The sequence below is a fragment of the Hyphomicrobium denitrificans ATCC 51888 genome (assembly GCF_000143145.1).
Taxonomy (GTDB): domain Bacteria; phylum Pseudomonadota; class Alphaproteobacteria; order Rhizobiales; family Hyphomicrobiaceae; genus Hyphomicrobium_B; species Hyphomicrobium_B denitrificans.
Map to the genome: position 1 here is coordinate 219949 of NC_014313.1, position 25453 is coordinate 245401.

The 25453-nt window shown below is 60.0% G+C and carries 21 protein-coding genes, 1 other RNA gene and 1 riboswitch; of the genes, 13 read left to right on the top strand and 9 right to left on the bottom strand.

The window, feature by feature from the left end; genetic code table 11:
- Positions 1-45: 45 nt before the first annotated feature.
- On the bottom strand, positions 46-1122 hold the full coding sequence (locus HDEN_RS01065; RefSeq protein WP_013214266.1) for a substrate-binding domain-containing protein: 1077 nt from the start codon (positions 1120-1122) through the stop codon (positions 46-48).
- A gap of 204 nt (positions 1123-1326) precedes the next feature.
- Between HDEN_RS01065 and HDEN_RS01070 the strand changes: the two genes are divergently transcribed.
- A complete protein-coding gene (locus HDEN_RS01070; RefSeq protein WP_245256689.1) occupies positions 1327-2595 on the top strand; it encodes an alpha/beta hydrolase family protein in 1269 nt (422 codons plus the stop codon).
- Positions 2596-2667: 72 nt separating this feature from the next.
- Here the strand turns inward: HDEN_RS01070 and HDEN_RS01075 are convergent, their stop codons facing one another.
- From HDEN_RS01075 to HDEN_RS01090, 4 genes are all read right to left on the bottom strand, one after another.
- Positions 2668-3984, bottom strand: a complete 1317-nt coding sequence (locus HDEN_RS01075) for an alpha/beta hydrolase (RefSeq protein ID WP_049775120.1) — start codon at positions 3982-3984, stop codon at positions 2668-2670.
- 184 nt (positions 3985-4168) lie between these two features.
- The gene (locus HDEN_RS01080) at positions 4169-5362 is read right to left on the bottom strand and encodes a cytochrome-c peroxidase (RefSeq protein ID WP_013214269.1); all 1194 of its coding nucleotides are present in this window, start codon (positions 5360-5362) and stop codon (positions 4169-4171) included.
- Entirely contained in the window at positions 5359-5871 is a 513-nt protein-coding gene (locus HDEN_RS01085) for a hypothetical protein (RefSeq protein WP_245256690.1), read from the bottom strand. The genes HDEN_RS01080 and HDEN_RS01085 overlap by 4 nt, the downstream gene beginning before the upstream one ends.
- A 52-nt stretch (positions 5872-5923) precedes the next feature.
- A complete protein-coding gene (locus HDEN_RS01090; protein WP_013214271.1) occupies positions 5924-8182 on the bottom strand; it encodes a TonB-dependent receptor in 2259 nt (752 codons plus the stop codon).
- 408 nt (positions 8183-8590) lie between these two features.
- Positions 8591-8652, top strand: a riboswitch (Fluoride riboswitch).
- A 33-nt stretch (positions 8653-8685) separates the two neighbouring features.
- On the opposite strand from HDEN_RS01090, the gene crcB reads away from it, so the two are divergent.
- Positions 8686-9117: a fluoride efflux transporter CrcB gene (crcB, locus tag HDEN_RS01095; RefSeq protein ID WP_013214272.1), complete on the top strand. Its 432-nt coding sequence runs from the start codon at positions 8686-8688 to the stop codon at positions 9115-9117.
- Between the two features lie 2 nt (positions 9118-9119).
- Here the strand turns inward: crcB and egtD are convergent, their stop codons facing one another.
- The 3 genes from egtD to HDEN_RS01110 form a co-directional block, all read right to left on the bottom strand.
- Positions 9120-10112: an L-histidine N(alpha)-methyltransferase gene (gene egtD / locus HDEN_RS01100; protein WP_013214273.1), complete on the bottom strand. Its 993-nt coding sequence runs from the start codon at positions 10110-10112 to the stop codon at positions 9120-9122.
- Positions 10112-11413: an ergothioneine biosynthesis protein EgtB gene (egtB, locus tag HDEN_RS01105; protein WP_013214274.1), complete on the bottom strand. Its 1302-nt coding sequence runs from the start codon at positions 11411-11413 to the stop codon at positions 10112-10114. Before egtB ends, egtD begins: the two co-directional genes overlap by 1 nt.
- Before the next feature lie 309 nt (positions 11414-11722).
- Positions 11723-12085: a DUF427 domain-containing protein gene (locus tag HDEN_RS01110; protein WP_013214275.1), complete on the bottom strand. Its 363-nt coding sequence runs from the start codon at positions 12083-12085 to the stop codon at positions 11723-11725.
- Between the two features lie 160 nt (positions 12086-12245).
- On the opposite strand from HDEN_RS01110, the gene rnpB reads away from it, so the two are divergent.
- Positions 12246-12721: RNase P RNA component class A (gene rnpB, locus HDEN_RS17850), an RNA gene on the top strand.
- A 39-nt stretch (positions 12722-12760) separates the two neighbouring features.
- On the top strand, positions 12761-13708 hold the full coding sequence (locus tag HDEN_RS01115) for an alpha/beta hydrolase (RefSeq protein ID WP_013214276.1): 948 nt from the start codon (positions 12761-12763) through the stop codon (positions 13706-13708).
- Here HDEN_RS01115 and HDEN_RS01120 read toward each other — a convergent pair.
- Positions 13686-14561 (bottom strand): DUF2189 domain-containing protein, encoded by an 876-nt coding sequence (locus tag HDEN_RS01120; protein WP_013214277.1) that lies wholly within the window; start codon positions 14559-14561, stop codon positions 13686-13688. The genes HDEN_RS01115 and HDEN_RS01120 overlap by 23 nt on opposite strands.
- 528 nt (positions 14562-15089) lie before the next feature.
- Here HDEN_RS01120 and mraZ point away from each other — a divergent pair.
- The 9 genes from mraZ (at position 15090) to HDEN_RS01165 (ending at position 25451) form a co-directional block, all read left to right on the top strand.
- Positions 15090-15581 (top strand): division/cell wall cluster transcriptional repressor MraZ, encoded by a 492-nt coding sequence (mraZ, locus tag HDEN_RS01125; RefSeq protein WP_013214278.1) that lies wholly within the window; start codon positions 15090-15092, stop codon positions 15579-15581.
- Positions 15578-16615, top strand: a complete 1038-nt coding sequence (gene rsmH / locus HDEN_RS01130; protein WP_013214279.1) for a 16S rRNA (cytosine(1402)-N(4))-methyltransferase RsmH — start codon at positions 15578-15580, stop codon at positions 16613-16615. Before mraZ ends, rsmH begins: the two co-directional genes overlap by 4 nt.
- A gap of 40 nt (positions 16616-16655) precedes the next feature.
- Positions 16656-16952 carry a cell division protein FtsL gene (ftsL, locus tag HDEN_RS01135; protein WP_013214280.1) on the top strand — a complete coding sequence of 99 codons (297 nt, stop codon included), beginning with the start codon at positions 16656-16658 and terminating at the stop codon, positions 16950-16952.
- The gene (locus HDEN_RS01140) at positions 16942-18618 is read left to right on the top strand and encodes a peptidoglycan D,D-transpeptidase FtsI family protein (RefSeq protein ID WP_013214281.1); all 1677 of its coding nucleotides are present in this window, start codon (positions 16942-16944) and stop codon (positions 18616-18618) included. Before ftsL ends, HDEN_RS01140 begins: the two co-directional genes overlap by 11 nt.
- Positions 18619-18735: 117 nt before the next feature.
- Positions 18736-20181, top strand: a complete 1446-nt coding sequence (locus tag HDEN_RS01145) for a UDP-N-acetylmuramoyl-L-alanyl-D-glutamate--2,6-diaminopimelate ligase (protein WP_013214282.1) — start codon at positions 18736-18738, stop codon at positions 20179-20181.
- A 4-nt stretch (positions 20182-20185) separates the two neighbouring features.
- Positions 20186-21589 (top strand): UDP-N-acetylmuramoylalanyl-D-glutamyl-2,6-diaminopimelate--D-alanyl-D-alanine ligase, encoded by a 1404-nt coding sequence (locus HDEN_RS01150; RefSeq protein WP_013214283.1) that lies wholly within the window; start codon positions 20186-20188, stop codon positions 21587-21589.
- Between the two features lie 44 nt (positions 21590-21633).
- Positions 21634-22716, top strand: coding sequence for a phospho-N-acetylmuramoyl-pentapeptide-transferase (mraY, locus tag HDEN_RS01155; RefSeq protein ID WP_013214284.1), 1083 nt, complete (start codon positions 21634-21636; stop codon positions 22714-22716).
- Positions 22717-22857: 141 nt separating this feature from the next.
- The gene (gene murD / locus HDEN_RS01160; RefSeq protein WP_013214285.1) at positions 22858-24273 is read left to right on the top strand and encodes a UDP-N-acetylmuramoyl-L-alanine--D-glutamate ligase; all 1416 of its coding nucleotides are present in this window, start codon (positions 22858-22860) and stop codon (positions 24271-24273) included.
- Positions 24270-25451 carry an FtsW/RodA/SpoVE family cell cycle protein gene (locus HDEN_RS01165; protein WP_013214286.1) on the top strand — a complete coding sequence of 394 codons (1182 nt, stop codon included), beginning with the start codon at positions 24270-24272 and terminating at the stop codon, positions 25449-25451. Before murD ends, HDEN_RS01165 begins: the two co-directional genes overlap by 4 nt.
- Positions 25452-25453: the final 2 nt, after the last annotated feature.

Consider the following 25453-nt stretch of genomic DNA (forward strand, 5'->3'; position numbering starts at 1 on the left):
GAGAACCTGCCAGAGGGGTTAGAAATTTTTCGAGCGCGCGCCGCTTTATACCGAATTGCGGAAGACTTGGCTGATCGTCTTTATGGCTCCGGCATCCTTGACGCGATAGCCCGGCAACGCCGCAATGGCGGCGTGGAATTCCTTCCCGCGCATGATTTCGAGAACGCGCTGCATCGCCGGTAATTTGAGGATCTGTTTGCGGCAGACAAAAACGTAGTCCTCGGTCAGGATCGGAACGAAGTCGAGATTGAATTGGCGTGCCGCGGATTCAACGCCAAAGGCGACATCGGCCAAGCCGCTGGCGACATATGCAGCCACGGCGGCGTGGGTGAACTCGGACTGCTCATAGCCTCGGATGGACGAAGCATCCATGCGATGCTGCGCCAGGAGTTGATCAAACAGCAATCGGGTTCCGGAGTGAGGCTCGCGATTGACGAAGCGAACGGACGGATTGCGAAGACTTTCGAGATTGGAAATTTGCAGCGGATTTCCGCGCTGAACCATCAGGCCCATCTCTCTGGTCACCAGGGAAATGACGCGGTGCGTGTTCGGGTTGAGCCATTCCTTGTTCGCGGTGATCGCGCGCTGGCGTAATTTGCCTTGAGGCAAATGCATTCCGGCGAGATCACATCCGCCGTGCGCGAGAGAAGCGAGCGAGTTTTGATTGCTCACATATCGAAAGTCGATGCCGATCTTGGGTTCGCGACCCAATAGCTCGCGTAGCTTCGGCACGGCAAATCCGTGACTGGCATGAACTCGCAATATCAGAGGACTGTTCGGAAGCAGCTCGTTGATTTCGGTTTCGAGTTCTTGCGAGAGGTTCTGCAGCAGCGGTCGCAGCCGCGCCTCCAATCTCTGTCCGGCCCACACAAGTTTTTCGCCGAAGTCGGTCAGTTGTGTTCCCGCTCCTTGCTTGCGGACAACGAGCGGCATCTTGAAGAAATCAGACCACTTCTCAATCAAATTCCAAGCGTGCCGGTAAGAAACGCCGGCTCTGTCGGCCGCTGCCGTAATCTTACCGGTCGCGCGAATTTCGGTGAGGAATTCGAGCATGATCTTCATGGATTGGGCGTCGCCGTCGTGCTGGAAACGCCATATCGGATCAATCTCGACCTTGATCATGTTCGCTTTCGGGATGCGGGCAGTCTGATTTTTCGTATCGCAGAAGATTTCATGTTCGCGAGATTTTACAAGGTTATTAGCGCGCCAATCGTCCCCATGCTGACGGCATTCTTCGCTGCAATGCAATAGGTGCTGTTGGAGTTCCTGCGAAGGGATTTCCGAAAATAGGTCTCATCTTCCGCTTCACGTCGTTGCAGGCTTGGCGTGCTCAATCGCCGAATACACTTGGCGCCAAGTGGAGTTCACAAGCCCCCAAGACGCTCCGTTGCGATCCCGCAGAATAAGAGCTTACGCAACTCGGAGAGACAGATGACAAAGAAACATTTTGATAGAAGATTTGCTGTGGGAGCAGCAGTGGTGTGCTCGGCGCTACTGAGCATGACGGCCGGCGCGGCGTCGTCTTCGTCGCGTGACAACGACAAAAGGAATCAGAGTCGACCCCATTATACGTTGGCCAAGCCCATGACGTTGCTTGACGAGGGCACGTTTTTCATCGGCGGAGAGCAAGCCCATAGCGACTTTCCGAGTTCCACGCCAACGGGCCTGAATGCGCCCGGGACGTACGTCATCAATCAAATGTTCGTCCATTACCGCATCCCGGCGACTGGCTCCAAGAAGCTACCGATCATTATGGTGCATGGGTCAAATCATACCGGCAATACCTATGAAACGACTCCTGATGGGCGGGAAGGATGGGCAACGTATTTCGTTCGCCACGGCTATCCCGTTTACGTCGTCGATCAAGCAGGTCGAGGCCGGTCTGGATTCAATCCCACTGCGGTCAATCAGGCGATTGCGCAGAATAATCTGGCGTCGATCCCCGCAGCCGGTTTTCAACTTTACCCGCGTGAGGGAGCATGGGTGAATTTCCTATTCGGACCTGCTTACGGTCAGGCATGGCCCGATCAGCGTTTTCCGCTGCAGGCGATGGACCAATATCAATCTCAGCTCGTTCCTAACACCGAGGTGACGTTGAACGGCGGTACTGCCAACACCACGAATGCACTTGCTTTGCTGTTGGATAAAGTCGGGCCGGCGATTTTGATCGTGCACTCGCAATCCGGAGTCTTGGGTCTCGGCGCCGTCGTCAAGCGTCCTAACCTTGTCAAAGGTCTGATTTCGGTTGAAGGCGGATGCACGCCCGTCGCCGACGCAGATATCAAGAACGCCTTTTCAAAAGTGCCGTACTTGTCGTTCTGGGGCGACCACAGTGTGGGCGCCGTGGGTGCGAACGGCGATGATCGGCGGCAAGGATGCCAAGCTACCGTCGCGTCGTTCAAGCAAGCGGGTGGCAATGCGCAGTTCCTGCTGCTGCCGGATCTCGGCATCAAGGGCAACAGTCACATGCTGATGATGGACAACAACAATCTCGAGCTTGCGGACATTCTTCAGACTTGGATTGTCCGAAACGTGGATCGCGATAGGCATTTTCCATGTAACTGCGGCCCGCATCGCGTGGGGGCCTGCTGGTAAAGTCTGATCGCTCGTTATTCGTGGGCGGCCGCAAACCTGAGCGCGGCCGCCTTTTTTGTATTCGCGGAGACTCTATCTTCCCCAAGCTATGTCGTTGTCGTGAACCTTGAGAGCCTTGCTTAGCCATTGCTCGTCAAGAGCGGCGATGTCCAGGTTGTTCATCTCCAGCATCTGCATATGCCCGTTGCCGTAAATCTTTGCGGTCGGCAGGTACAAATATGTGTTCGGTATGCCTGCCTGGGTGAGGAACGCCGAGGTGCAATAATCATATCCAGCGTGATATGAAGCTTCGCCCGTTTGAATGAGAATCGGGATGCCTTTCAAGCCCGTTGGCTGGTGAATGACCTTGCCCGATTGCAGCCAGCAGCTCTTCAAGTTTGCGGCCGGTTGTCCCTGAACGCCTGCAGCGGGAGGAGGTGTTTTGGTCAATCCAAGATCGGCGGGACTTGCGACCGGCGGATTGAACGCAAGGCAGACATTCGACAAACCGCAGGTCGTTGCAGGTGCCGTATCTCCAGTGAGACTGGAGTTACCTGATGGTTCAACTGCGATGATCGCTTTCACCATGCCGGGATTTGCCTGCGGAATAAACCAGCTTTCCGGACCGGACATTGAATGTGTCATGATGATCGCAGGGCCGATCTTCTTGATAAGTGCGGTGACGGCGGCCGTCGTCAGGGCAAGTGCCTGATCGCCGTTCGGCATGTTGGCGACCTGCGATGCGAAGAATTGATCAAACGCATAGTTTCCAGGAACGCCGCTTTTCGGGCCGCCCGGCCACTGGGTGTGTTTGATCGCTTGCGGCCAGCCCAATGGCGACGTCAATTCCGGTGCAGTGAATTGCTGCTTGACGGTCGTTGGACTTGGGTTCGCCGCTTGAGGTCCGTAGGCATTTGGAAAATAGCCGGATTTGCCACGGCCCGGCTGGTCGATAACGTAGACAGGCCATCCGTGAGCGACAAAGTATGATGCCCAGCCGGCACGACCATCAGGTGTCCCGAGAAAGTTTGCGCCAGTTTGCTGGCTGCCATGGATCATGATGATCGGAAGCCGGCTGGTTCGTTTCCAATTCCACGAGTGATTGTTTGGCGACAGCGGAAGCTGATAGAAAACATGCATCTGACCGGACATTGTGGTCGGAGCGCCAGCCGATGGCTGAACGTCATAAACGCCGCCTTCGTAAAGGACACCTTGTTCACCCACGATGAAGGGGCCGAGGTCATCATTTTTCTTGCCATGGGCAAATGCAGAAGAAATGCAGAGAGCGCTTGCGAGCAGGATGAGCGGAACCTGACGCTGAGGCTTTGAATAATTCGTCATAACGTCTCCTCCTTTTCTTTCCGTTTTGGATTTGCGATGCGCGTGCCTTTTGTAGAGTTTCGGCCGCATTGCGTCGCAGTCAGGAGCGAACCGTCGGAGCGGTGAGCGCACTTTGCAGAACAAGTTTTTGAGGATGACGCTTAATTATTCTTTTTGGATTGTGTCGCGAAGAAATATTGGTGTGGCGATCTCCATGTCCATCGCTAGCGGCTGGCCGATGAAAGAGGCGCGCTATTCAGAAGCATCTGCTCGATCAGTTCGAGAGCAGGTTCTCGTATTTGCGATCGGTGAGCGTTTTCAGGAACGCTAGGAGAGCGTCGACATCTGAGGAGCTGAGCGAGCGAGATCCGAGATCGGCGATGTTCGCGGAAACTTCGGGATCGTCCCAAACGGAACCTGTTTCGGGATTGGTCTTGGCGATGGCGGTATCAGATGAGCGCAGGTGGAAAAGCACGGCGGTTCTCAGGTCCTGAAAAATACCGTTGTGCATGTAGGGTCCGGTGATGGCGACGTTGCGAAGTATCGGAACCTTGAACTTTCCATCGAACTCGCCGTGCGTGGCCGCGGGATTCTCCATGAGCCCGTGATCAACGCGCTGTGGTTTGCTGTCGTTCAGGCGCCGCGTGACGGCGTTTCGCGGCACGCCCAAGTTGAAATAGCCGAAGTTGGTGAACACTTCATCGCGGGCACCGGCGGCTGCGCTTGCGTGGCAGCGATTGCAGCCTGCACCGTCGTTGGAGAAGAACAGGTCGCGGCCACGTGCTTCGGTTTCCGAAAGCGAAGTTTCGCCGCGCAATGAACGGTCGTACTTGGAGGTGAACGGCGCGAATTCGGGCGTGTCGAGAAATGCTGCGAGGGCGCTTTTGAGCGCGGCGATCGCTTTCGGCGTGCTGGCCAGCGCATCATCGCCGTAGAGCGCGGCGAAGGCGGTGCGGTAGTCTGCATTCTCACGCAGGCGGGCGACGATGCTTGCCTCGTCCGGCATGGCCATTTCCACCGGATTGAGAATTGGGTCGCGGACTTGATCCTCGAGTGTTCTTGCGCGTCCGTCCCAAAACATTCCGCCGACAGCCTCGCGTGCCGGCGATATATGAAACGCCGGCGTCGTGCGGATGTAGACAAGCGTCGGAGAATTGCGGTCACCCAGCGAGCGGCCGTCGCCACCGCGTGACACGGCGCCTTGGATTTCGCCTAGAACTCTCGGGTCGGTGAACGCCAGCTCGGGAGAGTGGCAGCTCACGCAGTTCTGCTTGCGACTGAAGGACAGATTTCTGTCGGAAAACAGCGCCTCTCCGAGTTTTTCCCGCGTCTTTAAATTTTCAGCCTGCGCAGATTGAAGCGTAACGCAGGAAGCTGCCGCGGCCGTAATGGCCGCGCAGCAGTAAAGACAAGCGATGCTTCGGCGAAGCCAGCGCGCAATCGCGAGTCTTTCGACCCGAACCATCATTTCTTATCGGCCTCGCGGACCGTCAGCTTCATCGACTTTTCCGCAGAGCCGCCGATCTGCACGATTACAGGCCCTGAGCCGAGTTCAAACTGCACGCTCTTTCGCAGCGTCTTGCATTCCGGGTCGCCGGAAAAAGCCGTGGACTGCACCAGTTCATCGTTCTGCACGACATCGATCCAAGAGTGGTCAGGTATCGTGATCTGGTAAAGACCAGGCTTGGCGATGGCGTCGATCTTGAACCATCCAGAAAAGTTGTTCTGGGGGATCGCCTGCTTTTTGATGCCGGATGCTGCCGGGAATTTGATGCCAGGTGACGGTTCAAGCTGCAGCTGGATTGCCTTGCTCGGAACGGACGCGATCGCGCCGCCTGAAGCGACCGTCACCGCTTCCGGCGCCGCCATCAGGGTCAAGTCGGCGGCAACGGGCCACTTGAACGCAGCACACGTTTCTGCCGAGGCGGCGCCTTGAAAACCCGTTGCCGCGAAAACGGCAACGGGCAGGAGCCGCAATGATACGTGCAAACGGGAGATTGAACGTTTCATAGCGAAGAACCTAATCCGGTTAGAATTGCGTGCGCATGTTGGCGTAGAAGCTACGTCCCATCTCAGGATAGCCATCGGTCAGGACATAGTTCTCGTCGAGGATGTTGCGTGCCGTGAACATTAGGCTCGTCTTGTCGGTCAGATCGTATTCGGTCTGGAAGTTCGCCAGAGCGAATGCGCCTGTTTTATAATAGAGCGTGCCGGCTGAATTGACCGTCCAGCGATCCGATGCGAACTCGACGTTCGGCGTGATGCTCCACGCATCGGTGATTTTGTAGGTCAGGTAGCTGATGCCCTTTACTCTCGGCATCCCCGTCAATTCGTAGGCCGGGTTCGACGGGTTGTGAATGTCACGCTGCAGCCACGTGATGTTGCCGCCGACGAGCAGCTTGTCGCTCACTGCGTAGTCGATCGAATACTCTACGCCGTAAAAGTTTCCGTCGCCGACGTTCTGGCTCTGGCTGACGGCCTGTCCCTGGCAAGCAGGATCCTGGCAGATATACGGCACCGACTGAATGAGATTGCTGACGTCGCTGTAGAAGATCGCCGCGGACATCTGGCTGTTGCGTGCGAAGGCGCCCGTCCAGCCCACTTCGTAGTTGATGGATCGCTCAGGTTCGAGATCCGGGTTGGATGTCGCGCCGCCGAAGCGTGAACTGAAACGCTCGAAGATCGTCGGGAAGCGCGTGCGATCCGAAACGCTGGCATGCCATGTGTTGAAGTCGTCGGATCGGTACACGATGGCGCCTTGCCAATTGAAAGCGTCCGAATTCTTCTTGTTGTATTCGAACATGCCGAGGTCGGTCGTGAATTCCTCGGCCGTGTATAGTTTACGCCAGTCGTAGCTTGCGCCAGTCACGATATCGAGCCGGTTGGTCGCGTGAATCGTGTTCTCGAAGGCGATTGAATAGGTGTCTTCCAAGTCGGTCTGGGTGGGTTCCTGAAAGCAGGGCTTTGTCGATCCGCAGGATCTGCCTCTGATGTTGTACGCCTGGGTTTCATCGTGCTGATCGCGGCGATAGAGGAAGGTCGCCTTGAACGTGTCCCACGGCGTGATGTCGGTTCCAAACAGGATGCTGCCGCCGCCAGCCCAGTCATCATAATTGCTGATGAACGCTTTCGGCAGACTTTGGGTCGTCTGCGCCGGATCATCGTAGCTCACGAGCTTGTCCTGGAACGTCGTGTAATACGCTTTCGTTTCGACGAAGGAAGCTGAGCCGAGCTTGGTGTGCGAGAGCCAGTACAAGTTCTGTTGAGTGGTATCCGGCCAATCCCAATAGCGCTGCTGGGCGACAGGGTCCGTGACGTGGTACGGCGCGCCTTTGGCATTGTTCATACGGACGAAGTTGATGGAGTAATCGTCCGTTGCGTTCGGGGTTAAGCCGAGCTTGGCGCTGATCTGCCAGTTGTCCTTGTAGGAATGATCGCGTTCGCCGCCGTTTTCGACCGGGGTCGGCTTGAAGTCGTTGGACATGAACCAGCCGTCGGTGTCCAACAGCGCGCCGCTGACCTGGGCGTAGTATCCGCGCTGACGCGTTCCGAGGGAGGCGTAGGTCTTGTAGCCTTCGTATTGTCCATCGGTCCCGAACATCATGCCGCCCTGGACTTCGCCTTCGACGGCCTTGGTCGGCTTCTTGGTCACGAGGTTGATTGCGCCGCCCATGCCGCCGGGGCCGTTCAATACGGACGTGTAGCCTTTGGCGATTTGAACTTCCGAGATGTCGGCGGTCAAAAAGCTGGCAAAGTCGATGCGGTTGTCGGCGGGTCGATAGATGGTGATGCCATCGATTGAGAGCGGAACCTGCCAGCGATCAAATCCGCGTACGAAAATCAGCTGCTCATTACGGCTGCCGCCGGAATTCGACGCCGCGACGCCCGGCGCCAGTGCTAACGCTTGATCGAGTGTGGACTTCGAGAAGGTCCACATGGCGTCATTGGTGATGGCGCTGCCGCCGACCATGTCGATCTGACCGAGCGTGAAGACGCCTGCAGTTCCGGGCAGGCCGTTGCCGCTCAAGCCTCCGTCGGTGCCCACGCCATCAGTATCGACGTCTTCGGCTTGGCCGCTTGTGGAGCCTGACTGCGTCGTATCCGTCCCTTTGGGCTTAGTTTTGGGCTTCTGCGCGATGCGTTGCTTCGGCGCCGCCACCACGACGGGCGGGAGTGTGACTTCCGACGCGCCTTGATTGGTGACACCAGCTTCCTGCGCATGCAGGCCGCCGGCAGATGTCATCGCCAGCGCAATGCACGCGGACGCACAGACGTTTTTCGAACGCATAGGACTCCCCCCAGAGACCGCAATATAGCCTAATGGCTATGATTTGATAGCCTATTGGCTATATCGAATTTCTGAAAGGCTCCAAGGCGACATTTTGGAATTGTTTTCGTAAATGTTTGAGCGTTGTATTTTTGCTCCACGGCATCGCATCGCGATAGATATGGCCTATGGCGAAATCGATATCGGCGAACTTCATCTCAAACGGCGCGTGTCTGTCGGTGTTCGTTTATCCAGCGCGTGCGGAGCATTATGGGCTGGCGATCATGGCTCGGCGGCAGGGGTAGGAAAGGTTGCGCGTTAGGTCCGGCCGCGGGACTCGGCCTTGGCTGTTTCTCATCCGCCCGGCGGGTGGCCGCCTTTTTTACTGCTTGAGACCTTTTAGTTTCCCCAGATTTTCGTGTATGAGTAGCCGTCGATGGGGATGGGGTTCCCCGATAACCGCCGCTATGGCTGATGACTCCTGGCGAGGCCGCATTCGTTCGGAATGAGGTAAGGAGAGCCATATGAATTTCACGACATGCCTGATCGTCATGTTCGGCGGCGCGCTGGGAACGCTGATGCGCTATCTGGTGTCGCTGTTCGCGCTGCCGATCAGCAGCCAGCTGCCCTGGGGCACGATCATCGTCAATATCACCGGATCGTTCATTATCGGACTTTTCGGAACGCTCACCTTGGCGCATGGACGCTTTCCGGTGTCGGATGAATTCCGGCTGTTCGTGATGATCGGCATCTGCGGCGGCTATACGACGTTTTCATCCTTCAGCCTGCAGACGCTCGATCTGTTGAGAGACGGCGCTCTTGGCCGCGCCGCCCTGAACATCATCTTATCGGTGGCGCTCTGCATCGGCGCCGTTGCCGTCGGCCATCTCATTGGCGCGCACTTCAACGGCGGAGCGACCGAAATCGCGCAGTCGGCGATCGAAGAAGACGCTTGAGTTCAGCCAATGTCGCGGCCGGTTTTCGGCCAGATGAGTTCGTGAACGCTGAACTGTTTGTTGGCGTCGGTCCAGACGCGCTTCGCGTTCCAGCCCGACGCGCGTGCGACGTCACGAAACTGATCGAGCGTGTACTTATATGAATTCTCGGTGTGGATGGTTTCGTTCTCTCTGAACCGGAACGAACGGCCACAGATTGCGACGCGCTGATTGCGCGCGCTGACGAGATGCATTTCGACACGGCCCTTGGCCGGATCATAAAGCGCGCGATGCCGAAACCCTTGCTCATCGAAGTCGCCGCCAAGTTCGCGATTGATGCGGTGAAGCAGGTTGAGATTGAATGCCGCTGTCACCCCTTCGGCATCGTCATAGGCCTCGATGAGGACGCGCGGATCTTTTTTCAGGTCGACGCCGATAATGAGGCGGCTGCCTTCGCCAAGCGCGCGGCCGAAAATCGACAGAAGAGACTGAGCGTCAGATGGCGCGAGATTGCCGATGGTCGAGCCGGGAAAGAAGCCGGTCTTGCGGCGCGATGCGAGATCGGCAGGCAATGCAATCGCGCGCGAGAAGTCGGCTTCGATCGGCCGAACGTCAAGTTCTGGATAGCGCTTCGTGAGCCTGCGTTTTGCGTCGGCAAGTGCGGTTTGCGAGACGTCGATCGGCACGTATGCAATCGACGATGCGATACGGTCGAGGAGGATTTCGGTTTTCAAGCTCGATCCCGAACCGAACTCGACAAGCAATTCGCCGTCGCCGATTTCACCGACGATGTCGGCGGCATGATCGCGCAAGATCTGAGTTTCGGTCCGCGTCGGGTAATATTCCGGCAGGCGCGTGATATCTTCGAACAGCTCGCTGCCGCGTGCATCATAGAAATAGCGGCACGGCAGCGTTTTTTTCTCTTTCGACAAGCCCGCGATCACGGCGCGAGCGAACTCATTCTCGGGCGTGTCGACATGAGCGGGAGCTTTGGGAAGCGTTTGAGCGCGAGACATTAGCGAGCCTCCGATGCCAGCCTGAGACCGACGAATTGCCAGCGTTGATGTGGGTAGAAGAAGTTGCGATAGGTCGGCCGCGAATGGCCCGCTGGTGTCACGCACGATGCCCCGCGAAGGACCTGCTGGCTGATCATGAATTTGCCGTTGTATTCCCCGATTGCGCCTGCCGGGGGACGATAGCCGGGATAGGGCAGATAAGCGCTCGACGTCCATTGCCACACGTCGCCGAAGAGCTGTCGCGGCGTTTGGAGATTCGCGTCTTTCGCGCGTTGAGGCCTGAAATGATTTGCTGGCTGGTCGTGTCGCGCGCTTGCTTCAAGCGCTGCCATTTCCCATTCGAATTCAGTCGGCAGGCGTTTTCCAGCCCAGCGAGCGAACGCATCGGCTTCGAAGTAGGACACGTGCGCGACTGGCTCCGCGGGTACGACCGGCAGAAGTCCGTGCAACGACATTTGGAACCAGCCGGCGTCGCTTTTTTCCCAATAGAGCGGAGCCTGCCAATCCTCGCGGTTGACCGTCGTCCAGCCGTCTGCGAGCCAAAGCGATGCTGTGGCGTAGCCGCCGTCGGCAATGAATTCGAGCCACTCGGCGTTGGTGACAAGACGGTCTGCGAGCTTAAACGGATGCACGAGCGCGTCATGCTGGGGCCGTTCATTGTCCCAGCAATAGTCATTCGACGCATGCCCGATGCGATGAATTCCACCTTCATATTCAATCCAGCGCAGGGGTTCGGGCTGCGATACGTCGACATTTGAAGGCGACGCCTGATAGGCGGGCTTGAGCGGGCTCGCGGCAAACAGAGCGAGAATGTCCGTCAGGAGCAGTTCCTGATGCTGCTGCTCGTGATTGATGCCGATTTCAATGAGGCGCGCGAGATCTTCGCTCTGGCCCTGTTCAGATGCGAGAAGCATTTCGAGCGCCTCATCGACGTGGGCGCGGTAGGCAAAGATGCGTTCGGCGGAGGGACGTGTCAGCAGTCCTCGTCTCGGACGCGGATGGCGTGGTCCGAGCGCTTCATAATAAGAGTTAAAGCAATAATTGAAGTTTTCGTCGAACGTTTGGTAGCCATCGAGATGCGGCTTCAGAACGAAATTCTCGAAAAACCACGTGACGTGCGCGAGATGCCATTTGGTGGGGCTCGCGTCTTCCATCGCTTGCACGACCATGTCCTCGGACGTGAGCGGTGCGGCAAGCGCAATCGAATGACGCCGCGTAGCGAATAATCTTTCGGCGATCGTCGTGGCAGTAGTTTTTGTGAGAGGCGCGGCGCTCGCAGCGGTGAGCAATGTGGGATGCATGATCATTCTCCTCGGCCGGCTCCTATCGCGCGACGATCATAGGTCTAAGATTTGAGATGTGAAATATTGCGCTGCCGAGCGCGAGCAATTGGGTAGCAACGCTTCGCGTTCTAATGCTGCCTGGTCAGGCGTGACGTGCGAAAAATGGTGAGCAGCGGCGTTCTGCCGAAGCTCACCCGACAATGCACAGAACACGCTGCTCAAGAGAACTCATCCGCTTCGATATCCGTCGCCCGCGGCACGACAAGATCGCAACGCGAAGTCCGATATATTGTTCCAAGCCTTCAACTGAGGTCATCAGCGTTGGCGTCAGGGCGTGTTGTTTTCGATGAATTCGACGACCTTTGCGTCGAATGCCAAGTGCCCGCTGATTTGGCCGACGTTCGGGAATGGCTTCTCGTAGCTCCAGGCCACGTCCGGGGCGGTCGCATCGTCCGAATGCAAAGAAAAGTAAACGGCTTCGCCCTTGAAGGGGCAGCTCGTTACGGTCGCAGTCTTCTTTAACATCGTCATGTCGATGTCGGCGCGCGGAATATAGTGCACGGCGGGATATGAGCCTTCGTGCAGTATCAATGCGCCTGTGGTGTCGGCGATGACGTGGCCGCGCCAGCAAACGCGCAGGCGCGCCGGATGCGGAAGGATGCGGATCACGCGATCAGTTTTGGGCTGCATCCGATACTCCGCGTTACTGATTGATCTGGTGCGATATGGGAGCCGCAGCGCCAATCGCAACCGGCGATCACGGCGTTTGATGTTTATTGCGAACCGCGCCTTCACCGTTTCGCAGGTCGGGTCTTGACGTTTGCGCGGTCACGTCGCTTATGTCGCGGGACCAGCCGGCCGGGCGGCCGCTGCCGGACTTCGTTGTGGCGAAACGCGCTCTAAAGGCGCGCAAGCAAGACATCCGGTGGAGGAAAGTCCGGGCTCCTTGATGACACGGTGGCGGCTAACGGCCGCCGGGGGCGACCCCAGGGAAAGTGCCACAGAGAACATACCGCCCGCCTTCGCTGCTTTGCAGCTTCGGCGCGGTAAGGGTGAAAAGGTGCGGTAAGAGCGCACCGCGCTTCTGGTAACAGAGGCGGCAGGGCAAACCCCACCGGGAGCAAGATCGAATAGGGATGGGCGCGCGGAGCGGGAAACCGCAGACGCGGGGCGTGTCATCGCGCTACTCATCCGGGTTGATTGCACGAGGCGTCTGGCAACAGGCGTCCCAGATGAATGGCCGTCGCGGAGCATTTAGGCCAACACCCGGCATGCCGGTGTTGGGCTTTCTCCAGACAGAACCCGGCTTACAGGCCGGCTGGTAATTTCTTGCGCAGTGCTTGCTTGCGCGTTTCGGAAGACCGCATGCGATCGCTGTCTGCGTTACTCGTGTCCTTTTTCATCGCCGCAATGTTTGCAGGACCAGCGATGTCATGGTCGGACGAAGATGTGACACGCGATGGTCTGCATGGCTCGCTGATTGTGCCGTATCGTGGCGCGCGATCTGCAACCGTTTTGATCCTCGCTGGATCGGGTCCGGTCGATCGAGATGGGAATTTGCCCGGTTTGCGCAACGACGGCCTGAAGCTTCTCGCTCGCGGGCTCGCAGAACGTGGCATCGCTTCTCTCCGTATCGATAAACGCGGTATCGGCCAAAGCCGAACCGCCGCGATGCGCGAGGAGGACCTGCGTATTCAAACGTATGTCGATGACGCAATCGGCTGGATGGCGTTGCTTCGTGCGCGTCAAGACACCGGTCCGATTTTCATTCTCGGCCACAGCGAGGGTGCTTTGATCGCGACGCTCGCGGCGCAGCGGGTGGATGTTGCCGGCGTCATTCTTGTCGCGGGAGCAGGCGAACCTGCCGCAGCGCTCATTGGACGGCAGCTTTCAGATGCTGGCGTTCCCGAACACCTTCAGACAGAGTCGAAAAGAATTTCACAAAGCTTGGCGCGCGGCGTTGCGGTTGCGGACGTGCCGTTGGAACTCACGGCGCTCTATCGCGCCAGCGTGCAGCCTTATCTCATGTCGTGGCTGCAGCTCGATCCCGCCACAGAGCTTGCGCGCGTCAAGGCTCCGGCTCTCATCGTGCAAGGCACGCATGATTTGCAGATCAGGGTCGAGGATGCGCAGCGTCTGGCGGCGGGGCAGCCGAATTCCAAGCTCGTTTCGATTGAAGCGATGAACCACGTCTTGCGAGAAGCGCCCAAGGAACGCGCCGCGAATCTTGCGATCTACGGCGCGTTCGACCAGCCGCTGGCGCCGGAACTCGTTCCGGCGATTGCGTCATTCATTGAAGCGCACGCTCGCTAGCTTCGATTTTCTCGGGCACGACAAGCTTCCGATACAAATGCCAGGTCGCGTGTCCGAGGATTGGCAGCACGAAGGCGAGGCCCAACAGGAACGGTATCGCGCCCAGCACCAGTCCGATCACAACGATCAATCCCCACACCGCCACAGGCACGGGATTTTCAAGGGCGGCGCGGATCGACGTTCTGACCGCCGTGCCTGCGCTGACGTCACGGTCCACGAGCATTGGGAACGAGACGACGCTGGTTACCAACACGACGAGCGCGAAGACGAAGCCGACGACGTTGCCGACGACGATGAGGTGCGTGCCTTTCGCGGTTGTCGTGAGCTGATCCCAGAATTGCTGCGGTGTCGATGCTTCACCGCCAAAGAGCTGGGTGTGGATGAGGTTGGCGGTATAGAGCCATCCGACAAAAATGCCGGTAAGCGCCAAGCCGAGGAGCAGGATTGCGCCGATGCCGGGTCTCTTCAGAACGTCGAACGCTCGGGCGGGCGTATTGTCGAGACCGAGTTCCCGGCGGCGGCTCAATTCGTACAGGCCTATCGCGACGAAGGGGCCGAGCAACGCGAAGCCGGCGGCCATCGGATAGATCAACGGCAAAACGTCGTAGCCGAAGAACAGCCGCGCCAGCAGGAGTCCGACGACCGGATAAATGATGCAGGCGAAAAAGGCGTGTGTCGGAAACTCGCGAAAGTCCTCAATGCCTTGGGCGAGCGCATCCCGCACATCGGCAACGGTGATCTTGCGGACTTCCGGCTCGCCGTCCCGCCAGAGACCGGATGCGGGCCAGCGAAGTTCAGTTCCTGGATTGAGGATGGGATGAAGGATTGCTGACTGTGATCTAGGGCTGCTCATGTTGACACCCCATAGGTTGCCGTGCCGAGCCCATGCGTGGGCGTCGGTACTCTCATGCCCGCCCGCCTCGCCTGATCATCTTAACATGGGCCGTCCGCTTCCACGGTCAACTCAGGAAGCCGTGACCGTGCTCGGGTCCAGTCAAACGCCCTAACCAAGCGCGCGCTTCAGTTCCCGGAACCGGGCTTGTTGGCTCGATGCGAGCAAAGCACTGGTGCAAAACCGCGTCTGGGCAGAAATATCCTTAAGAAACCGTTGACGACCGCGTTATCCCATGCGATCCCATATGTGCCCGTCCGCACCGGGCGGATACCGTGGTAGGGCGCCGGTTTGGTTGAGGGCCCAAATCTGAGCGACCGCCACGGCCTCTTTCCTAATTGTCTCTGGCGACTTCGCTTCGCGAAGCCGGCCACCAGAGACAGGTTTTCCGGCCCTGGCGGCCGGCTCCCCGAAGGGGAGTCGCCAGGGCCAATTCAAAGCGTAGCGACCAGTAGCGAGTGAGGAGGACGAGTTTTCGTTAGCTGGGAGATGGACCGCTTTGTCTCGACATTCACAAACAAGATCGACGCCAAAGGCCGCGTCTCAATTCCGGCCTCGTTTCGCGCCGTCTTGGAGCGCGATGGATACGCGGGCGGCCTCTACTGCTACCCCTCGCTCGATGCTCCTGCGCTCGATGCAGGCGGCGAAAGACTTGCAAAGAAAATCGACGGGCTTCTCGCGGGCCTGCCGGACTATTCGGACGAGCGCGACGAGCTGTCTGTCGCACTCTATGGCGACGTCCAGGTTCTCACGATCGATGGCGACGGCCGCATCGTCCTTCCTGAAAGCCTTCGCGCGCACGCCGGCCTGGGCGCCGCCGTCACGTTTGTTGGCCTCGGTGACAAGTTTCAAATCTGGGAACCCGGACGTTTCGAAAAACGCCGGGCCGAAGCGCGCAGCAAAGTCCAGGTGACGCGCAAGCTTTTCGCAGCGGGTAGTCGCACGTCGAACGACGACGGTGACGCGGGAGCACGGGAATGACGCGCGGTGGCGGGGCAGAGGGAGCCTCGCTGGGGCCGGCTGAAAAGCCTCCGCGCCATATTCCCGTGCTTCGTTCCGAGGTCCTCGAGACGCTCGCGCCGAAGGCCGGCGAAACCTACATCGATGGTACGTTCGGCGCAGGCGGATATACGCGCGCAATTCTTGAAGCTGCCGACTGCCGAGTGCTGGCGCTGGATCGCGACCCCAATGCCATCCGAGGCGCAGCGCCGTTGCTGGCCGAGTTCGCTCCGCGGCTGACGCTCGTCGAATCGCCTTTCAGCCGGCTTGAGGAAGTCGCTCAGGACGCGCTCGGCGGGGCGCAGGTGGACGGCGTCGTGCTCGACATCGGCGTCTCGTCGATGCAGCTCGACGATGCGGAGCGCGGCTTTTCCTTTCAACACGACGGCCCGCTCGACATGCGCATGTCGAGCAACGGGCAGACGGTCGCCGATTTCGTCAATTCGGCAGCGGAAGAGATAATCGCCAACGTCATTTACGCGTTCGGAGAGGAACACAAGTCGCGGGCGATTGCGCGCGCGATCGTCAGGCGTCGCGCGGAGACGCCGTATGCACGTACGCGGGAACTCGCCGACACGGTGTCTCGCGTTTTTCACGGACGCAAAGTCGACGGCCGGCACCCGGCGACGCGGACGTTTCAGGCGTTGCGGATTTTCATCAACGACGAGCTTGGCGAACTGGCTTCGGCGCTATCGGCTGCTGAGCGCGTGCTGAGGCCCGGCGGGCGTCTTGTCGTTGTCTCGTTTCACAGCCTGGAAGACCGGATCGTTAAAAAATTCATCGCCGAGCGCAGCGGCAAAACCCAGTCCGTTTCACGCCATTTGCCAACAGAAACGATAAAAAGCACGCCTCCAAGTTTCCGAATTGTTAACTCGCGGCCGTTAACACCTTCTAAAGGTGAATTGGATGTGAACCCGCGTGCTCGGTCGGCACGTCTCAGAGCAGCATTTCGTACAGACTCGGATCCTTGGCCGCTCAATCGCGAAACGTTAGGTTTTCCTGCGTTCGAGGATTAGTATCTAGGGTTGAGTCCAGAGTAAACGGAGAGAGCCCGCCATGCGTCTCCTGAACATTGCCGCGTTTTTCTTCGCCATCACGAGCGCACTGCTCCTTTACGGACTGAATTACGACACCCGGCGTCTCGAAGCGGAAGTGCAGTCGAAAGAACGCGCTGCGGAGCGCGCTCGCGACGACATCGCGGTGCTCAAGGCGGAACGCGGAACGCTGGCTCGTCCGGACCGCATCGACGGACTGGCGCGGCAGATCGGTCTTGCGCCTCCGCGTGTCGATCAATTCGCCAATGGGCGCGAAGTGTCCGATCTCGGCGAGCAGGATCGTGGCAATGGCCGCTGACGGCACTCTGGCGATCGGCCGCCCGGCGCCTGACGACGTTCGTAAGCGGCGCACGCGCAGCGCGACGGAAACGGTCGTCTATGGCTTTCTCTTTTTCGCGTTCGCGGAAGTCGCGATTCATCTGCTCACGCTGGCGGCTGGTCATCAGGCGGCCGTGACGCTCGCGGTTTCGGAGCCGGTCGCGACGAGCTTCAGCCGTCCCGATATCGTCGATCGCAATGGCCGGCTTCTGGCGACGGATTTGGAAGCGCCGTCGATCTATGCCGATCCGGGCGTCGTGCTCGACCGGGACGAACTCGTTGAAAAGCTCGCGACGGTTTTGCCGGATATCGATCAGAAAGAGCTTCTGCGGGCGCTTTCGGACCGCTCGCGCCGTTTCGTCTGGGTGCGCCGGGGCGTGTCGCCGAAAATCGCGCAGCGCGTGCATGATCTCGGACTTCCCGGGCTTTCCTTCCGCTATGAGTTGAAGCGAGCGTATCCGGCGGGACTGCTCGCAGGCCACGTGCTCGGTACGGTCAACGTCGACAATCGCGGACTGACTGGCATCGAGAAATACATCGACGACAGCGTCGGCACCGATCCGGTTCATGCGGCGTCGCTCTCGACGCGGATGCCTGTGCGGCTTTCCCTCGACATCGGTGTTCAGCATGCGCTCGAAGACGAACTCGACGATGCGGAACAGAAATACCGGGCGGCCGGTTCTGCGGGCATTGTCCTCAACGTCAAAACGGGAGAAGTGCTCGCCAGTGCATCGACGCCGCGGATCAATCCGGCGTGGCCGTCACAGGCGCATGACGACAAATATCTCGACAAGATGACCGCCGGAACGTACGAGCTCGGCTCCGTCTTCAAGACGCTGACGATCGCGATGGCGCTGGATGAAGGTCTCGCCAAGCCGGATACGATCATCGACGTGCGCAAGCCGTTGGAGGTCGGACGTTTCACGGTGACCGACTTCCATCCCGCGAACCGGCCTTTGAGCGTGACAGAAGTTTTCACGCATTCGTCCAACATCGGCGCGGGCATGCTGGCGCTGCAGGCCGGGCCGGACAAATTCGAGGCGTTCCTGCGCAAATTCGGAATGTTGTCGCCGCTCAAGACGGAAGAAGGCCCCGTGGCCGCGCCACAGCTGCCGCCGAAATGGGGGAAAGCGTCGACGATCACGATATCCTACGGGCACGGTCTGGCCGTTGCACCGTTGCAATTCGCGGCGGCGACGGCGTCGGTTCTGAATGACGGCAAGCCGGTTCATCCGACCTTTCTCAAGCGCTACGGCGGCGATCAGGCTGCCGAGAAATCGCTCGTCACGCGCACGACGTCCCGCGATATGGCGCGCCTGATGCGGCTCAACGTGACCGCGCCGGATGGGACCGGCAAGGAGGCCGACGTTCCGGGTTATCGCGTCGGCGGGAAGACCGGTACGGCCGACATGCCGGGTCGCGGAGGGTATTCGTCGAAGTCCGTGATCTCGTCGTTTCTCGGAGCGTTCCCGATGGATGATCCGCAGTATGTGACATTCGTCATCCTGTTCGATCCGAAGGGAACGGCGGAGACGAAGGGCCAGCATACGGCGGGTTACACCGCGGCGCCGGTCACAAGCCGCTTGATCTCGCGGATTGCGGGGCAACTCGGCGTGGCACCGACGGACGTGGCGGCAAGCCAATAGGCGGACCGGAGCAAACCCGGTGGCGATTTGACGACCGAGGGGTCTGCCACGTATCTAACTTCCGCGAATTCATCCGCGCGATTTGATGCGGCCGAGACGACACGGGCGAGGGGAAGTATGCGGCTTAGCGATGTGCTGCCGGCCGGCATCGAGCCGCCTCCTGGCGCAGGCTCCGTTGAAGTGACAGGAATAACGGCGGCAAGCGCGGCGGTCGGCAAGGGCGCCATTTTCGCGGCGCTACCGGGATCGAAGGTCGACGGCGCGTCGTATGTTCCGGACGCGCTCCAGCGCGGCGCCAGCGCCATTGTTATCGGTAAGGGAAAAGGCGTCACGGTTCCTGCCGGCGTTGCGCTGATCGAGGTCGACAATCCGCGCGCGGCACTCGCGAAGATTGCCGCGAAATTTGCCGGTCGCCAGCCGCGCTGCGCGGTCGCGGTGACGGGAACGAGCGGCAAGACTTCAGTCGCCGATTTTACGCGGCAGATCTTTACGTCGCTCGGGCGCAAGGCGGCGTCGGTCGGGACGATTGGGATCGTGAAGCCTGATGGGGCCGTCTACGGATCGCTGACGACGCCCGACCCGGTGACGCTGCACACGACGCTTGCCTCACTCGCCGATGAAGGCGTGACGCATCTCGCATTCGAGGCGTCGTCGCACGGGCTCGATCAGAACCGTCTGGATGGCGTTGAATTGAGCGCGGCTGCATTCACGAATCTCGGCCGCGATCACATGGATTATCATCCGACGGAAGAAGCTTATCTCGCCGCCAAGCTCCGGCTGTTCATGGAACTTCTGCAACCGGGGCAACCGGCCGTGATCAACACGGACGGGGCGCGATCTGCCGACGTTGCGGCGGCAGCGAAAGCGCGCGGTCTTCGCGTCATGACGGTCGGGCAGTCGGGCGATACGCTGAAACGGACTTCACTGACACGCGACGGGTTTCAGCAGCGCATCGGAATTCTGTTCGATGGCCGGAGCTTTGACGTGCGGTTGCCGCTCGTCGGCGCTTATCAGGTGGAGAATGCGCTCGTCGCGGCGGGCCTGGCGATTGCAACGGGCGAAAAGGCTGATGCGGTTCTCGCAGCACTCGAAAGTCTCAAGGGCGTGCCGGGGCGATTGGAAATTATCGGGGAACGGAATGGCGGTCTTGCCGTCGTCGATTACGCGCATAAGCCGGAAGCGTTGGCCGCAGCGCTCGATGCGTGCCGGCCGTTCGTGACGGGCCGTCTGATTTCCGTCTTCGGCTGCGGCGGCGATCGCGACAAGGGTAAACGGCCGATCATGGGTCGCATTTCGGTCGAGAAAGCTGACGTGACGATTGTGACGGATGATAATCCGCGCAGCGAGGACGCCGCCTCGATCCGCGCCGAAATTCTGGCCGGGGCGGCGGGGGCTCGCGAGATCGGCAACCGGGCGGAAGCGATCGCGACGGCCGTCAGCATGATGCAGCCGGGCGACGTTGCGCTGATTGCCGGCAAAGGCCATGAAACGGGCCAGATTGTCGGAGATCGCATCCTGCCATTTTCGGATCACGATGAAGTCCGCAAGGCGCTCGAGAGCTGACAGTATGCAACCGTTGTGGACGTTTTCCGAATTGAGCGCCGTGTTCGGCGTCGCGCCCGAGGGCGGGACGGACCAGCCGGTTACAGGCATTTCGATCGACACGCGCACGCTGCAGGCCGGCGATCTTTTCGTGGCGCTGAAGGACCAGCGGGACGGGCATGACTTCGTTTCACCAGCGTTCAAGGCCGGGGCCGCGGCGGCACTCGTTTCCGAAGGTTACGTGCGGCGCGCGGAAGACGGCGCGCTGTTTCGCGTGTCCGATACGCTGAAGGCGCTCGAAGCGCTGGGCCGTGCGGCGAGAGACCGGCTCAGTCCGGATGCGCGTGTCATTGCGGTGACCGGCAGCGCGGGCAAGACCGGAACGAAAGAGATGCTGCGCGCATGTCTTTCGCATCTCGGCGTGACGCATGCTTCGGAGAAATCCTACAACAATCATTGGGGCGTGCCGCTGACGCTGGCGCGGATGCCGCGCGAGACACGCTTCGGCGTGTTCGAGATCGGCATGAATCACGCGGGTGAAATCCGGCCGCTGACGAAAATGGTTCGCCCGCATGCCGCGATCATTACGACGGTCGAGGCGGTGCATCTCGAGCACTTTCCATCGGTCGAAGCGATCGCCGATGCGAAGGGCGAGATATTCGAGGGGCTTCTGCCCGGCGGCACGGCGATCATCAAATTCGACAATCCGCATGCGGCGAGGCTCAAGGCGATCGCGGAGCGTTTGGGCGCGAAGGCGGTGACGTTCGGCTTCAGTGCGGGCGCCGACGTTTGCGGAGACGATCTGGTGCTCGATCATGACGGCAGCACACTGTCTGTCCGGTTAGGCGATCGGCGCATTCCTCTCAGAATTGCGATGCCAGGACGGCACATCGCCGAGAACGCTCTGGCGGTTGCGGCCGCCATCGACGCGATCGGTGCGGATATCGAAACGGCGTTGTCCGTGCTTGCCGGATTGCAGCCGCCCGGCGGTCGGGGAGCACGGAGCGTGCTGCGTCTCGACGGCGGCGAAGCGCTCTTGATCGATGAGAGCTACAACGCGAACCCGGCGTCGATGCGGGCCGCGCTGGCGACGCTTGCGTCGCTGCCGCGGCAGAGATTTCCGCGCAGGATCGCGGTTTTGGGCGATATGCTGGAGCTCGGCGCGGACGCGCCTGGGCTTCATGCGGGCCTCAAAGACGCTGTGGAGGACGCGGGGATCGACGTCATATTTGCCTGCGGTCCGCATATGAAGGGCCTTTATGATGCCCTACCGAAGTCCAAAAGGGGCGGCTACGCTCAGACGTCGTCCTTGCTGCAGCCTGCGGTTCTGTCCGAACTCAGAGGCGGCGACGCGGTCATGGTCAAGGCGTCGAACGGGACGCGGCTTGGCGCGGTCGTGGAAGCGTTGAAGTCCAAGTACGGGAATTAGGTCCGGCACCAGCGGATCGGTAAGAGGGGGAGAATTCGGCGCGCATGCTCTATGAGCTCGTCAATTTCAGCGATCAGATCAGCGCGCTGAACGTTTTCCGCTACATCACCTTCCGTTCCGGCGGGGCGATCTTCACGGCGCTGCTGTTCGTGATGATGTTTGGTCCAGCGATCATCGATCTCTTGCGCGTCAAGCAGGGGAAGGGTCAGCCGATCCGCGATGACGGTCCGCAGAGCCATCTGCTCAAGCGCGGCACGCCGACGATGGGCGGGCTCATGATCCTCGCGGGCGTAACCGTTTCGACGCTGCTCTGGGCGCAGCTTTCGAACGGCTACATCTGGGTGGTTCTGGGCGTCGCGATCTGTTACGGCGCGATCGGCTTCTATGACGATTTCCTGAAAGTGACAAAGCGCTCGACAGCCGGGTTTTCCGGAAAGTCGCGGTTTCTGCTTGAAGTGCTGGTGGCGGCAGTCGCGGGCTACATCCTGATGAAGCTCGGCCCGAAGGGGCTCGATACCGATCTGACATTCCCATTCTTCAAGGATCTCGTTATCGATCTCGGGCCGTTTTTCATTCTCATGGCGGTTCTGGTCATCGCGGGAGCGGGCAACGCCGTCAACCTGACGGACGGACTCGACGGTCTGGCGATCGTGCCGGTGATGATCGCGGCGGCGACGTTTGGCGTCATCGCCTATCTGTCGGGCAACGCGAAGTTCGCAGGGTATCTGCAGATTCATCACATTCCGGGAACGGGTGAACTGGCGGTGATCTGCGGCGCGCTGATCGGTGCGGGGCTCGGGTTTCTCTGGTTCAACGCTCCGCCTGCGATGATCTTCATGGGCGACACAGGTTCATTGGCTTTGGGTGGCATCCTCGGCGCCATCGCGGTCGCGATCAAACATGAGATCGTGCTGGCTGTCGTCGGCGGGCTGTTCGTTCTCGAGACGCTCTCGGTCGTCATCCAGGTGATGTCGTTCAAATGGACGGGCAAGCGCGTGTTCAAGATGGCGCCGCTACACCACCACTATGAGCAGAAGGGCTGGAAGGAATCGACGGTTGTGATCCGCTTCTGGATCATTTCGGTCATTCTGGCTCTGATCGGCCTTTCGACGCTGAAGCTGCGCTAGAGCCTTGCCGATTTTGATGGGACGCGGAATGGCTGTAGCTTTTTGTTTTGTCGTGCTTCTTGCCGGAAAACCGGCTCCCACTTTTCCGGAAGCACTCGAGGACCTCAGCCAAGCGACCTCAGATGCGGTAGATTTCAGCCGATGATTCGCGCCACGTCCTTCAACGGCAAGACCGTCGCCGTGTTCGGCCTCGGGGGTTCCGGAATCGCATCCGCCCGTTCACTTCTGGCCGGCGGCGCGACCGTTGCCGCTTGGGATGACGGCGAGGCGGGCCGAAGCGCGGCGGCCCGCGAGGGTGTGCCGCTCGTCGACCTCGCCGAGGCTGACTGGTCGCAATTTTCTGCGCTAGTTCTCGCTCCGGGCGTGCCGCTGACGCATCCCGAGCCGCACTGGACCGTGCGCAAGGCGCAGGACAGCGGCGTTGAGATCATCGGCGACATCGAGATTTTCGCGCGGGAACGTGCCGCGCAGGCGCCGGATGCGCCATTCATCGGCATCACCGGCACCAACGGCAAGTCGACGACGACGGCGCTGATCGCGCATATTCTCCGTCACGCGGGCCGCGACGTACAACTCGGCGGCAATATCGGGCGCGCCGTGCTGACGCTGGAAGACCCTGCGCCAGAGCGTTGTCACGTGATCGAATTGTCGTCGTTTCAAATCGATCTGACGCCGACGCTGAAGCCGACCGTCGGCGTGATGCTGAACGTCACGCCGGATCATCTCGACAGGCACGGGACGATCGAAAATTATGCGGCGGTCAAAGAGCGCCTCGTCGATGGCGCCGAAGTTGCGGCGGTCGGCCTCGACGACGAATTCGGATTGGCGATGCTCCAGCGGCGCATTCAGAAGGCTCCGGCGATTGCCTTCAGCGCCGAAAAATCCATCGCTCCGGGTTACAGTCTGCTCGACGATACGATCATCTGCAGCAATCGCGAAGCGCTGGCCGTCAAGCTCGCGTCGCTCGGTGGCATCGCGACGCTCAGGGGCAAGCACAACGCGCAGAATGCGCTCGCAGCCGTCGCTGCCGTGCGCGAGTGCCTGAACTGGATCGGGCAATCTTCCGACCTCGATTGGCAGGGCGCGCTTGCGTCGTTCCCAGGACTGCCGCACCGGATGGAAGAAATCGGGCGGATCGGAAACGTGCTGTTCGTCAACGACAGCAAGGCGACGAACGCGGATTCGACCGAGAAGGCGCTGCTGTCGTTTCCGCGCGATGTGTTCTGGATCGCCGGCGGCAAGCCGAAAGCGGGCGGGATCTCGGCGCTCGAAAAATACTTCGGCGGGGTCGCGAAAGTTTATCTCATCGGGGAGTCGAGCGAAGATTTCGCGCAGACGCTCGAAGGGAAAGTTACGTTTGAACGCAGCGGCACGCTCGACGCTGCCGTTGCGGCCGCGGCGCGCGATGCGAAAGCGAGCACAGGTGCCGAGCCCGTCGTCCTGCTGTCGCCTGCGTGCGCGAGCTACGATCAGTTCCGGAACTTCGAGGTTCGCGGGGATGCTTTCCGCAAACTCGTCGAAGCAGTCCCAGGCGTCGCGATGCGGGGAGCGAAATGAAACTCTCGCGCGCCGATCGCAGCCTTCTAGCCGACTGGTCGTTCACGATCGATCGCGGGCTGCTGACGGCGCTGTTGGCGCTGTTGGCGCTCGGCGTGGTGCTGTCGTTCGCGGCCTCGCCGGCAGTCGCGATAAAGAAGGGTTTGCCGACATACTACTTTGTCGAACGGCATGTGACGTTCGCCGCTATCGGCGCGGCGCTGATGCTCATCATTTCGCTGTTTTCGCCAGCGGGTGTGCGCCGGCTCGCCGCCGTGCTGCTGCTCGCGTCTGTGGCGGCGATGATCGTCGTGTTGTTCAAAGGCACGGCGCTCAACGGCGCACAGCGCTGGCTGATGCTCGGCAGCTATTCGCTGCAGCCTTCGGAATTCGCGAAGCCGGCATTCGTCGTCGTGATTGCCTGGCTCTATGGCGAAGCAGCCAGGCGCTCGGACATGCCCGCGCTGCCGCTGGCGCTTCTGCTTTGGAGCGTCATGGCGGGATTGCTCGTCGCGCAGCCGGACGTCGGACAAACCGTGCTGATCAGCGTGACTGCGGGACTTCTTTATCTTCTGGCCGGATTGCCACCGATCGGTGCGGCCATCCTCGTGCTGATCGGCAGCGGCGGCTTTTGGCTCGCGTACATGAATTTCGGACACGTGCAGTCGCGGCTTGAAAAGTTTTTCAGCGCGGCGCCGTTCGAAAATTATCAGGTCGGGCGCGCGATGCAGTCGTTTTCCGAAGGCGGTTTTTTTGGACGCGGGCCGGGCGAAGGCACGATCAAGTCCGTGCTGCCTGATGCGCACACCGACTATATTTTTGCGGTCATCGGGGAAGAATATGGCGTCATCGCCTGCGTCGCGCTGCTCGCGGTTTTCGCCTACATCGTGATCCGGGCAATGCAGCGCGCCAGCGATGAGCCGACCGCAGCCGATCGCTTGGCGGTGCAGGGACTTTCGCTGCTTCTCGGGCTTCAGGCGCTGATCAACATGGGCGTCAACATCGGGCTGCTGCCGCCCAAAGGCATGACGTTGCCGTTCATTTCGGCGGGCGGATCGTCGATGCTGGCACTGGCGATTACGGCCGGGATGCTGCTCGCGCTGACGCGCTGGCGGCCCGATCCGATGCGGCTAAAAAAGCCGCGCCGTGTGCCGACCATCGACGAGGCACATTTCACAAGTCATACTCCGTCTGTTTGAGC